Genomic DNA, 13,049 nt, shown 5'->3' with positions numbered 1-13,049 from the left:
CTCGCGATTTAGCCCTTGCCATTCGCTAGTAGTTATCGTTTAATAACAGTATGTTATTTAAACGGTGATCTTCCTACAGAGGACTTTCACCTCATAAGTCAATGCCCATGTCGGGCGTACACAAGGGTTTTCAAGTCGGACAAATTACAGTTGGCTTTTTGTTCGTGCCTCGCTTATTTTAACCAACAGCAATTTGCCGCTTAAAACGGCGTTACAACTGTCTGGAATTGGCACTTTTGCGAAGTTCGGCTGAGAGCAAGAAGCGGAAGTTGGGGGTGAACAAATAATCTTGTTAATTGGCTATTTATTGCTTACTGTGGTGATTCAAACAAATGGGCTACGCGCTCAAGTTGTTTGCTGTAGTTTTGCTCATATATGATAGAAAATTTATTGATAGTAATATTTGTTTCAACTATGAAAAGTATAAATGTGAGCAAGGTGTCAGCAGAAGTATAAGCGTTCGCTCGCAACTAACTCGTTGGTGATAAAGGATAAATATGGATAAATTAGCATTCACTATTTTTGGCGCGTTATTTTCACTTTTTCTTGTTCCTATGGTTGAAAAGAAGAAGGCTGAGTTTCAGTGTAAAAAAGATCTTGAAATGATGTTTATCGAGCTAGGTGATTTACAATCTGAACTTACTTGCCATATTGAATCGTATTTTAAATTTCTATTAAAAATCAGGCAAGAACCTGAGTTGACCAATAGCTTGGCAATCCCTATTCCTCTTTCAAGAGATATTAATGTCGATATCTTAATTGAACTTTATAAGAATTTAGCTTTAGTGCTTTCCCGAGACCAGCGTTTAGTTGTTAAAAGGGTGCCAAGAAACATAACTTTAATAATGTCCCATGCCCAAACTGCGGTGAGCAAATTGGTGGATAGCGACGAATATTGTATTCAATCGATAAAAAATACAATTAAACTTTCTTGTAAATTAGTGCACGAGCTAAATAGCATAAATGAACAAAGAGAACGTTATGTAGACATTTACTTAGACTCACAAAGTGCAATGGAGCCTGTATTAAAAAGCATGGGTTTTACAGAAGAGCAACTTAATATATCTACAATTAGGGAGACTCACTTCGTTTAAATTATAGCAGGCCAATAGTTGCTTTTTGAGCACGCGTTGTTAATGTCTGGTATTGGCACTTTTGCGAAGTTCGATCTATTTTGATGTACATGCTGTTTCAAGTATCCGGTAGGAGAACAAATTGATAATCCCCAATAAGCTAAAAGTGAATGATGAGGTTAGGATAATTGCGCCTTCTAGAAGTTTGTCAATTATTGATAAAAAGACGCGAGAAATAGCAAACACTAGGTTTGAAGAGCTTGGCCTCAAATTGTCATTTTCAAAGAATTGTGAGTCTATAGATGATTTTTCGTCTTCATCTATAGAAGAAAGAATTGAAGACTTACATGAAGCATTTTTAGATAAAAAAGTAAAAGCTATCTTTACTGTCATTGGGGGCGATAATGTAAATCAATTACTAAAATATATTGACTATAATATTGTTAAAAGAAATCCAAAAATTATATGTGGATACTCTGATACTACAGCTTTATCAAATGCATTATTCCACAAAACAGGGCTTGTAACATACTCTGGGCCTGCATATTCAACTTTGGGGATGCTTAAGGGGATTGATTTCTCAATAAATTATATTAAAAAGTGTTTATTCTCAAGTGATCCTTATGAAGTTATAAACTCCGAACAATGGAGTGATGATGCATGGTATTTAGATCAGGAAAAAAGAAACTTTTATAAAGATAATGGCATAGAAGTCTTAAATCATGGTGAAGCTGAGGGAAAAATAGTTGGAGGCAACCTTTGTACTTTAAATTTGCTTCAAGGAACTGAGTTTATGCCTGACTTAACGAATGCTGTATTGTTTCTTGAAGATGACGAGTTAACATCTCCTTCAAATTTTGACAGAGATCTGCAATCGTTAATTCATCAAAAAAATTTCGATAGCGTTAAAGGCATTGTCATTGGAAAATTTCAATTAAAGTCAGAAGTATCAGAGACCTTGCTTAAAAAAATTATACAATCCAAACAAGAGTTAGCATCAATTCCAGTACTTTACAATTTAAACTTTGGACATACAACACCCCATATTTGCTTTCCTATTGGTGGATTTGTGAAAATAGATACGAAAAGTCGTAAGCAAATAATAATAGATAAACATTAGATATAGAAATTCTAGGGATTAGCTAAATTTTTTAATAAGTTAGTTCGTTGCTCATTTAATATTAAGGATAATAGGATCGGGTCTGTCTCTTTTGTATGAGTGACTCCTTATGGCACTCAGCTGATAGTCAACAGCGAGCTGATCTGGCCCCAATAAAGTAGACATTGAGTGGCTAGTTTATTTAACTCGTATCATCTAAGTAATATATAAGAAACTTTTCTAGTTTTTATATAAGCAACTTTTCTAGTTTTTATATAAAAACAAACTCCCCTTCTAATAATACTTATAATTAGCAATAACTTACCATTTTACTATTAATAGAAAATACTAAAATAAGAACGCTACCACGTTAAGATAAAAAATGACCTCTGATAAAGCTATTACATTCACTTGGCCATTATGAGCAAATATTACTTCATTAAAATATGAAATAAGTTATTGAATAATATTAGTTTGCTTTATTAAATTGCAAACAACTGTTATCTATGCGACAGTATTGATTACATCTGTAATCGTTGTGTATTTTTTATTTACAGGTTTGTTATATGATTAAGGGAACATAGTTTATGGGAAAAAATATATTTTTTTGTCTTTGTGTAGGAATGTATGGAATAAAAGCTGTTGCACAACAACACAACTTTGCTGAATTAATGCAGTGCCATAACTCTTCAAAAGCCCCTGGCATGGTTGTTAGGTTAGAACAGTCAGGTAAACATATTTATAGTGGTGCGGTTGGTTTGGCAAATATTGACACTGAGAGACCTCTCAATGTAGATGATATATTTCAAATAGGTTCTGTAACGAAAACATTTACTGCTGCAGCAATCTTGAAACTATCGGAAGAAAAAAAACTATCGTTACAAGATACATTAGCGAAATTTATTCCTGATATTAACCCTGAATTTAGGTATTTAACGATTGATAGAATTTTAAGCCATACTTCTGGTCTACCAGATTACTTAGGGGACCCTTCAGTAAGTAAAATTTATGATAAATATGCTTCTATTGATCAAGTTATACAAAGTATAAGTAAACAACCTCTTAACTCAGAGTCTGGTAAAAAATATAGTTATTCAAACTTGGGTTACGTCTTTCTGGGAAAAGTCATTGAAATTGCTTCTGGTACTCCATATGACCTGTTCATGTCAAACACATTTTTTAAACCTCTGAAAATGGATAATACTTTTGTTATTACTAAAGGTACATCTGCTGGGGAAATAAACGGCTACACTACTAGTCGTAATGAGCCTAAAAAGTATATTAATCCGGAAGATTCAACTGAAAGGCGATGGAATGTTGATCGTAGTTGGATCTATTCTGCGGGCGCTATTGCTTCTACACTTGCTGATATGCACCTTTGGCAGAATGCATTAAAGTCAGGGCATATAATTTCAAAAGAAAGCTATAAACTAATGACCTCCAAGGCATTATTAAATAATAATGCGCATGTGAATTATGGATATGGCTTAGATATATACAAAATAAGTGGATTAGATAGCTTTAGCCACCAAGGTCAGGTTCCCGGATTTTTTGCTTGGCATGTCTATTTCCCAAATGAAGATTTAACCGCTACAGCGTTAACCAACATCGACACAAAACACCTTGGTCCCGCTTTATTAGACATGATAGCACTACAATTAAATTTATCCCCTAAGCCAGTAAATAGTCAAAAAGAAAAGGCTATAGCTGCATCTTTAGTTGGAAGTTATCGTTCTTCCGATTCGAAAATTTTAAAAATCTCGTTTGAAAAAGGTACACTTTACTCTCAATATGAAGGTGAGAATAAAATAAAAATCATACCCCGGGAAAACAACTCGTACTCTTATGAGTGTACTGAAAATTACTTTCAGCTTAGAGAAAACAATGGGAAACATGAAATCGTCCCAGTGTATTTATATCAAGGTGAGCAAGAAGCACTTGTTAAATTAGAATTATGAAAAATAGGCTAAGGTTATCAACGGCTGCTCATAGCACATTTAACAAAACCGATAATGCAAAGCCTTGATGCAGACTGATAGGCTATTTTTTCGTTGGGTTTAGTTATCCCCTCTACGTTGCTTAATTTAACACCGCGCAAACTTAAAGCTTATGGCTTAAATTTTACGACTTAGCGCTTAAAACTCTACTATCCAAGCCATAAAAAAAGCAAGCCAATCGGCTTGCTCTTTACTCTTTGACCCGTAAAAGTCTTACACTTTCAAGTAGTCCATGATCCCTTCGGCGGCGTTACGCCCTTCGAAGATTGCGGTGACTACTAAATCTGAGCCGCGCACTATATCGCCGCCAGCAAAGATTTTAGGGTTAGTTGTTTGATGGGTAAATTCACCTTGCTCTGGTGCGTTAATGCCGCCCCAGTGATTTATCTCTACATCGTACTTTTCTAACCAATCCATTTTGTGTGGTTTGAAACCAAATGCCATTATTACTTGGTCGGCTTCAATCACATGTTCTGAGCCAGGTACTACTTCTGCGCGGCTGCGGCCTTTTTCATCTGGTTCACCCATTTGGGTTTTTACCATTTGTACGCCTGCAACATGGCCGTTGTCGTTTAGTACGATACCGGTTGGTTGCACGTTAAAAGTAAATTCAACGCCCTCTTCTTTGGCGTTTTTCACTTCACGTCTTGAACCTGGCATGTTTTCTTCATCACGACGATAAGCACAGATTACTTTTTCCGCACCTTGACGAATTGAAGTACGTACACAGTCCATCGCGGTATCACCACCACCAAGTACCACAACCTTTTGGTTAGCCATATCAAGATAAGCTTGATTAGACTCATCATAGCCCATTACGCGGTTGGTATTACCGATTAAGAACGGTAATGCATCATGTACACCTGGTGCATCTTCGTTTTCAAGGCCAGCACGCATGCTTTGATAAGTCCCCACTCCCAAAAATACTGCGTCGTATTCGGCCAATATTTCATCCATTGTGATATCAACACCGACTTCAGTATTAAGTTTAAACTCAACCCCCATTTCGGTGAAAATTTCACGACGTTTTTGCATGACTTGTTTTTCAAGTTTGAACGATGGAATACCAAAAGTAAGCAAGCCACCAATTTCTGGATGACGGTCAAATACCACTGGTTTTACACCATTACGCACTAGAATATCAGCGCAACCTAGGCCTGCAGGGCCGGCACCTATGATAGCTACTTTTTTATCGGTCCATACCACGTACGACATATCAGGCTTCCAGCCCATTTTAAATGCAGTATCAGTAATATATTTTTCAATATTACCGATTGTTACTGCACCAAACTCTTCGTCTAATGTACATGAACCTTCACACAAACGATCTTGCGGGCACACCCGGCCACACACTTCTGGTAAACTATTTGTGCGGTGTGATAGCTCCGCAGCTTCAAGAATACGGCCAGTACGAATTAACTTTAACCACTGTGGGATATAGTTATGCACTGGGCATTTCCATTCACAATACGGGTTACCACAATCTAGGCAGCGGTCCGCTTGTGAGTTTACTTGCTTCTCTGAAAAGGGTTCGTAAATTTCAACAAATGATTTTTTACGTGACGAAATTGGCTTTTTGCGGGGATCAACCCGCTGCACGTCTATAAATTGATATACATTCTCGCTCATACTACCCCCTTACTGTGCTTGAACACGAAGTTCAGCACTACTACGAGCGCGATGCCCGAGTAAACTTTTCACATCACTTGATTTTGGCTTAACTAGTTTGAATTTTGGTAAATACGTTTCAAAACTGGCTAAAATAGTTTCTGCACGGCTTGAGCCTGTTAGTTCTAAATGCTCAGCAATTAGACCACGCAAATGCTCTTGGTGTGACGCTAGCTCATCTAACAGCACCACTTCGACTAGCTCTGGATTAATGCGTTTTTCAAAGTCATTACGCTCATCCAAAATATAGGCAAAGCCACCGGTCATACCTGCACCAAAGTTCACGCCTACATTGCCCAACACGCAAACTACGCCACCGGTCATGTACTCACAGCCATTATCACCTACGCCTTCAACAACCGCTTGCACGCCTGAGTTACGAACCGCAAAACGCTCTCCCGCACAACCTGCAGCAAACAGCTTGCCACCCGTTGCACCATATAAACAGGTATTACCTGCGATGGTCGCTTTGTGACTTTCAAATGACGAACCCAGTGGTGGGCGAATAACCAGCTTACCGCCCGCCATGCCTTTGCCTACGTAATCGTTAGCATCGCCGACTAGGGTCATTTCTAGGCCACCAGCATTCCATACACCAAATGATTGACCAGCGGTTCCGTGTAACTCAATCGAGACAGGATCAGCTGCCATGCCTTGATTGCCATGCTTATCGGCTATATAACCCGATAACATCGCGCCCACTGAACGGTCAGTGTTACAAATACGGCTGACCAGTGAAATACCGCTGCTCTCATCAATTGCTTGTTGAGCTTTAGCAAGTAAGGTTTCATTCAACTTACCTAAATAATGTGACGTATTAGGTGCGCTGCAGTATAAGGTTTCACCAGTTGGGTTATTCGGCTGTGCAATCACTGACGATAAGTCAATTTTTTGCTGCTTTGCCGTTTTACCTTCAATCGCTTCGAGTAAATCAAGACGACCGATTAAGTCTGTTAGTTTGGCAACCCCTAGGCTTGCCATAATTTCACGGGCTTCTTGAGCAATAAACTTAAAGTAGTTCATCGCCATTTCTGGTAGGCCATGGAAATGTTTTTGACGCAATGTTTCGTCTTGCGTTGCTACACCGGTTGCACAGTTATTTAGGTGGCAAATACGCAGATACTTACAACCAAGCGCAACCATAGGACCCGTACCAAAACCAAAGCTCTCTGCACCTAAAATAGCTGCTTTGATGATATCAAGGCCGGTTTTTAAACCACCATCAGTTTGCAAACGAATACGATGACGTAAACCGTTTTCAACCAGCGCTTGTTGTGTTTCAGCAAGACCAAGCTCCCACGGGCTACCCGCATATTTAACCGACGTTAGCGGGCTTGCGCCAGTACCGCCGTCATAGCCTGAAATAGTAATTAAATCAGCATATGCTTTAGCAACACCAGTGGCGATTGTGCCCACACCTGGCTCTGATACTAGTTTTACTGAGATCAACGCTTTAGGGTTTACTTGTTTTAAATCGAAAATAAGCTGAGCTAAATCTTCAATCGAATAAATATCGTGATGCGGTGGTGGCGAAATTAAGGTCACCCCCGGTACCGAGTAACGAAGCTTAGCAATATACGGGGTTACTTTTTCGCCCGGCAATTGCCCGCCTTCACCTGGTTTTGCACCTTGCGCTACTTTAATTTGAATAACGTCAGCACTGCGTAAATAATGCGGTGTTACCCCAAAACGACCTGACGCGACTTGCTTGATACGAGAGTTTTTCTCGGTACCATAGCGTAGTTTGTCTTCGCCGCCTTCACCTGAATTTGAACAGCCACCTAAGCGGTTCATCGCAATTGCAAGCGCTTCATGCGCCTCTGGCGATAATGCACCGATACTCATTGCCGCCGAGTCAAAACGCTTATATAGCTCAGTTGCAGGCTCAACATCATCAATACTGATCCCCTCTGCTGGCAGTTTCAGTGCAAGCATGTCACGTAATGTGGCAATTGGGCGCTTATTAACAAGATCTGCGTATACGCTGTAATCAGAATATTCGCCTGAGCGCACCGCTTTTTGTAGCGTTTGAATAACATCTGGGTTGTACGCGTGATACTCGCCGTCATGCACATACTTTAATAAGCCGCCATGGCTGAGTAATTTACGTTTACTTAATGCCAAAGTATGTAACTTGCGTTGGTCATCATCAAAATCAGTAAAACACGCGCCTTTAATGCGACTTGCCACACCATTAAAACAGGTATCAACAATTGCATCCGACAAACCAACTGCTTCAAACAACATTGAACAACGATACGATGCCACGGTACTAATGCCCATTTTTGACATGATCTTGTACAAGCCTTTGTTGATTGCATTACGATAAGCAAGCGTAACTTGGCAATAGCTCTTGTTGATCACTTTAGAGTCGCTCATCGCAACCAGTGATTCATATGCTAAGTACGGGTAAATTGCCGTTGCACCAAAACCAATTAATACCGCAAATTGATGCGCGTCACGGACACTACCTGTTTCAATGATGATATTTGATTCACAACGTAAATTGTTATCAACTAAACGCTTTTGTACCGCTCCAACAGCCATAGCGGCAGGAATTGGTAATTTATTCTCATCAAAATTACGGTCACTCAAAAACAACATGACACAGCCACCAGCTGCTTTTTCTTGCGCTTCGTCACAAATACGGATTACTGCATCACCAAGGCCTTCTTCTTTGCTGTAGGTGATATCGATTTTGCAATAGCTGTAATGAGCCTGATCAGCGCTCAATAATTGTTGCATGTCTGCATACATTAGGATTGGCGTATCAAACTGTAGACGCTTAGCGTGGCCGGTGGTCTCGTTAAACACGTTTTGCTCACTACCGATACAGGTCGCCAGCGACATTACATGGTTTTCACGCAGTGGATCGATTGGCGGGTTAGTTACTTGCGCAAACTTTTGACGGAAGTAATCAAACAATGAACGGTTACCTTCAGAAAGCACTGCAAATGGCGTGTCATCCCCCATAGAACCGGTTGCTTCTTGACCAATTTCACCCATTACGCGAATAACGCTATCAAGTTCTTCATTGGTGTAACCAAACATTTTTTGATATTTCAGTAATGTTTCATCATCAAATGAACGGTTGCCCGCATCTTGCTCTGATAGCTGCTCAAACGGCGTTAAGCGCTTAACATTGGCCTCAAGCCATGCTTTATATGGGTGGCGAGATTTAAGGTCGCGATCAATTTCGTCTGAGTGCCAAATTTTACCTAACTGAGTATCAATAACTAACAGCTCACCAGGGCCAACGCGGCCTTTCTCAACCACTTCATCCGCAGTGTAATCCCAAATACCCACTTCAGAAGCTAGGGTAATAAAGCCATCCTGAGTGATCACATAACGTGCAGGACGCAGACCATTACGGTCCAAGTTACACGCAGCAAAACGCCCATCAGACATCACAATACCAGCTGGGCCATCCCATGGTTCCATGTGCATAGAGTTAAAGTCGTAAAATGCACGTAAGTCATCATCCATCGCACGGTTTTTCTGCCATGCAGGTGGCACTAGCATTCGCATAGCACGGAATAAATCCATGCCACCAGCTAAAAACAACTCAAGCATATTATCTAGGCTTGATGAATCTGAGCCGGTTTCATTGACAAATGGTGCTGCTGATTGCAAATCTGGAATAAGCGGCGATGCAAACTTATATGAACGAGCACGAGCCCACTGGCGGTTACCTTGTATGGTGTTGATTTCACCATTGTGCGCTAAATAGCGAAACGGCTGAGCCAAAGGCCAACGCGGTTGTGTATTAGTTGAAAAACGTTGGTGAAATACACAAATTGCGCTGGTCATGCGGATATCAGCTAAATCTAAATAGAAGTTAGGCAAATCCACCGGCATCATTAAGCCTTTGTAGATAGTTACTAACCCTGACAAGCTGGCAATGTAAAAGCCTTCATCTTCGCTTAAACGCTTTTCAGCACGACGGCGCGCAACGTATAAACGACGCTCTAAATCTTTTGGGCGCCAGCCTTCTGGTGCATTAACAAAAATCTGTTCAAATTTAGGTAACTGCTTTATTGCAATTGGCCCTAAACATGATTCATCTGTTGGCACAATTCGCCAACCTTGAATATTGAGGGTTTCTTTTTCGAGTTCTTCACTCAATATATCTTTTGCAGCTTGCGCAAGTACTGGATCTGAGTTTAGGAAAATCATGCCAACCGCATAATTTTTACCCAAGTGCCAATTTTTTTCAGCGGCAATAGCACGAAAAAAGCTATCTGGCTTTTGTAATAATAAGCCACAGCCATCGCCTGTTTTACCATCGGCAGAAATACCACCACGGTGTTCCATACGGTCTAAGCCAGTGATCGCTGTTCGAATTAAACGATGACTTGCCTGACCATTAACTTGGGCTATTAAGCCAAAGCCACAATTATCTTTTTCTAATTTTGAGTCGTATAACATAGACCCCTCCCCTTGCTACAACAGCTAGCTATGAATGACCTTCTCGACGGTTTGCTAGCAGACAGTCAAAACTATCGCCAATTGTACATTGAGTCAATAGCGCCTTGAATACATATTCACATTCTTGAATATTTCTCACCACAACACAATCTTTTTATTTCATGCCTATTTTTAACATTTAGCGATATTTTACCCGTTATTTTTTTATGACACTGGTGTCATATTTAACAAGTTGTAAAATAACCGCTCTACAAACCTGCAGTTTACGTTAACGTAAACCAGAGTAAAAATGAATAAATATTCACTGGGTTATGTAGCGAAAATAAATGCTTTCTTTTTTATTGAATCTCTTTGCTGTCGTTCAAGGTCGATACCACAGTGCACATTAGAGTAAATACTCTTTCCAGTGTCTTTTTATGGGTAAATTTAAAGCCACTAATTAATGCATAATTATCATCACAACAGTCACATTTTGCATAATTTACGCTAGTTAGTAAGTTTTTAGCTTGCTCACCCTGTTGACGCCTGCGGCAGCTTCTTAGCCGCCATAGTAAAGTGTCCGCAGCGGACACAATTTATGTCCGCGGACACCAAATAATTTAAAAATAAATAATTATTTCATTAAAATCATGACATTAAATAGTGGCATGATATTCGAATAAACATTAAAAGATAATTACAGGACACAACTTATGTTTATTCTCAGTTTATTTTTAGTTTCACCAATCACTGTCTTAGTAGTGAGCTTGATGATCACTTACTCCGAGAATAGACATAGCTAAGGATCACTCATGATAAAAGATACCAGCGCACAAGATGTAAGTATTACGCAAAGACGTAGTTACAAAAAACCATTAATAGTACTGGCGCTATCACTTGCTGTACTTGCTTTATGTGCACAAGCATTTATGGGTAACAATCAAGGCAGTATTTCTGTTGAGCGGGCTTCTTTACAGATTGCTACCGTTAATATTAGTCGTTTAGTACGTGATGTAGCCGCCAGCGGTAAAATTGTTGCTGCAAATGCTCCCAAGGTTTATAGCCCAGAACGTGGCTATGTGGATTTACAAGTTAAAGCCGGTGATAAAGTAAATAAAGATGACATTATTGCTTTAGTCGATAGCCCAGAACTCAATAATGAACTAAAACAGCAACAATCGGTGTTAGCCCGCCTTGATGGTGAATTACAACGTAAGCACTTAGAAGCACGCCGACAAAAGTTAAGCTTAACCAAAACGCTTGATCTCGCCCAAGTAGAGCTCAATGCAGCAGACAGGGAAAATCGCCGTGCTAAGCTTTCTATCGAAAAAAACTTGATCAGCCAAATTGATTTAGAAAAAGCAGTTGATGATCTTGCCCGTGCCAAGCTTTCTTACAAACACGCTCAACAAGAAGTTGAACTTGCTAAAGATACACTCGCATTTGAACTCAAAGCTGCAGAGCGCGATCTCGCTCGCCAACAACTGATCGTTGATGATTTAAATCGCCAAGTCAGAAACTTAACTATTAAAGCCAGCGTCACCGGCATTGTTGGTAACCTGCTTGTACAACAAAAAGAAGCCGTTACCCAAAGTCAGCCGTTAATGACGCTGGTTGATTTAAGTAATTTTGAAGCACAACTGCAAGTACCTGAAAGTTACGCCAACGAACTCGGTTTAGGAATGGAAGTTGAGCTCACACTCGGGGCAAAAAAAGTGACTGGTGTGTTGTCGGCAATTTCGCCGGAAGTTAACAATCGTGAAGTAACTACTCGAGTACGCTTTGACGAAGAGCTAAAAGGCATTCGCCAAAACCAGCGATTAACAGCGCGCATTTTATTAGAAAATCGTGATGACGTTCTACAAATCAAACGCGGTGCGTTTATGCAGCAAGGTGGTACGCAGGTTTACAAAGTTATCGGCGACACCGCACAACTGGTAAATATCACAACCGGGGCAAGCAGCATCAACGCAATAGAATTGCTACAAGGTGTTAACTCAGGCGATCAGCTGATCATCTCCAGTTACGATAACTTTAAACAAGCGCCAACATTATTACTGAGATAAGAACAAACATATTACAAGGATCAACTCATGCTTAAAATGAACAATATTAGTAAACTGTATCAAACAGAAATGGTGCAAACCCATGCACTACGCGACTTTAATTTGCACGTAGATGAAGGTGAGTTTATTGCAGTAACTGGCCCTAGTGGCTCCGGGAAAACCACCTTTTTAAATATCGCAGGCATGTTAGAACCTTTTAGCAGTGGTGAATATCTGCTCGATGGTATTGATGTTGGCAAACTGAACGACAATCAACGGGCGGATTGTCGCAATCAAAAAATTGGTTTTATTTTCCAAGGCTTCAACCTGATCCCTGATTTAAATTTATATGAAAACATTGAAGTGCCACTGCGCTACCGAGGTATTAAAGCAAGCGAGCGTAAACGTCGTATTGAACAGTGCTTAGAACAAGTAGGTCTAGCTTCACGCGCTAAACATTTGCCGCAGCAGTTATCAGGTGGTCAACAGCAACGGGTAGCGATTGCCCGCGCCCTCGCCGGTGAGCCGCGCTTTTTATTAGCTGATGAACCAACAGGTAACCTAGACAGCTTAATGGCACGTCAAGTGATGGAGTTGCTGGAGCAAATTAACCGTGACGGCGCGACCATCATTATGGTGACTCATGACCCAGAACTTGCCCGCAGAGCACCTCGTAATATTCAAGTGGTTGATGGTCAACTTGCCGACTTTACCTTGTATCAAGGCGCGCAAAACCTAAAAAATGTGGCTGGAGTGTAAC

7 protein-coding genes are annotated in these 13,049 nt (G+C 40.2%); 5 read left to right on the top strand and 2 right to left on the bottom strand.

The annotated features are described in order from the left end of the window. Nucleotides 1-497 precede the first annotated feature (497 nt). From H5182_RS20200 to H5182_RS20190, 3 genes are all read left to right on the top strand, one after another. Nucleotides 498-1,094 carry a hypothetical protein gene (locus H5182_RS20200; RefSeq protein WP_182760512.1) on the top strand — a complete coding sequence of 199 codons (597 nt, stop codon included), beginning with the start codon at nucleotides 498-500 and terminating at the stop codon, nucleotides 1,092-1,094. Nucleotides 1,095-1,215: 121 nt separating this feature from the next. Then, complete coding sequence (locus H5182_RS20195; RefSeq protein WP_220494608.1) at nucleotides 1,216-2,193, top strand: S66 peptidase family protein; 978 nt, start codon at nucleotides 1,216-1,218, stop codon at nucleotides 2,191-2,193. 566 nt (nucleotides 2,194-2,759) lie between these two features. Next, nucleotides 2,760-4,130: a serine hydrolase gene (locus tag H5182_RS20190; protein WP_182760511.1), complete on the top strand. Its 1,371-nt coding sequence runs from the start codon at nucleotides 2,760-2,762 to the stop codon at nucleotides 4,128-4,130. A gap of 252 nt (nucleotides 4,131-4,382) precedes the next feature. Here H5182_RS20190 and H5182_RS20185 read toward each other — a convergent pair whose 3' ends face one another. Both H5182_RS20185 and gltB read right to left on the bottom strand, forming a co-directional pair. Further along, the gene (locus H5182_RS20185) at nucleotides 4,383-5,798 is read right to left on the bottom strand and encodes an FAD-dependent oxidoreductase (RefSeq protein WP_149982771.1); all 1,416 of its coding nucleotides are present in this window, start codon (nucleotides 5,796-5,798) and stop codon (nucleotides 4,383-4,385) included. Between the two features lie 9 nt (nucleotides 5,799-5,807). After that, complete coding sequence (gltB, locus tag H5182_RS20180; RefSeq protein ID WP_145242134.1) at nucleotides 5,808-10,265, bottom strand: glutamate synthase large subunit; 4,458 nt, start codon at nucleotides 10,263-10,265, stop codon at nucleotides 5,808-5,810. 791 nt (nucleotides 10,266-11,056) lie between these two features. Here gltB and H5182_RS20175 point away from each other — a divergent pair. Both H5182_RS20175 and H5182_RS20170 read left to right on the top strand, forming a co-directional pair. Further along, entirely contained in the window at nucleotides 11,057-12,310 is a 1,254-nt protein-coding gene (locus H5182_RS20175; protein WP_182760510.1) for an efflux RND transporter periplasmic adaptor subunit, read from the top strand. A gap of 27 nt (nucleotides 12,311-12,337) precedes the next feature. Next, a complete protein-coding gene (locus H5182_RS20170; protein ID WP_182731947.1) occupies nucleotides 12,338-13,048 on the top strand; it encodes an ABC transporter ATP-binding protein in 711 nt (236 codons plus the stop codon). Nucleotide 13,049 lies beyond the last annotated feature (1 nt).

Origin of the sequence: Pseudoalteromonas sp. SG44-17, assembly GCF_014164235.1 — a bacterium.
In the GTDB taxonomy this organism is placed as follows: Bacteria; Pseudomonadota; Gammaproteobacteria; order Enterobacterales; family Alteromonadaceae; genus Pseudoalteromonas; species Pseudoalteromonas rhizosphaerae.
The sequence above is the reverse complement of the archived record's forward strand: the minus strand, read 5'-3'. Positions and strand labels throughout refer to the sequence as shown.

Bases quoted from the DNA above. Each gene is read 5' to 3' on its own strand.
- H5182_RS20200 (WP_182760512.1), top strand. From the start codon at position 498: ATGGATAAATTAGCATTCACTATTTTTGGCGCGTTATTTTCACTTTTT.
- H5182_RS20190 (WP_182760511.1), top strand. From the start codon at position 2,760: ATGGGAAAAAATATATTTTTTTGTCTTTGTGTAGGAATGTATGGAATA.
- H5182_RS20185 (WP_149982771.1), bottom strand. From the start codon at position 5,798: ATGAGCGAGAATGTATATCAATTTATAGACGTGCAGCGGGTTGATCCC.
- gltB (WP_145242134.1), bottom strand. From the start codon at position 10,265: ATGTTATACGACTCAAAATTAGAAAAAGATAATTGTGGCTTTGGCTTA.
- H5182_RS20175 (WP_182760510.1), top strand. From the start codon at position 11,057: ATGATAAAAGATACCAGCGCACAAGATGTAAGTATTACGCAAAGACGT.
- H5182_RS20170 (WP_182731947.1), top strand. From the start codon at position 12,338: ATGCTTAAAATGAACAATATTAGTAAACTGTATCAAACAGAAATGGTG.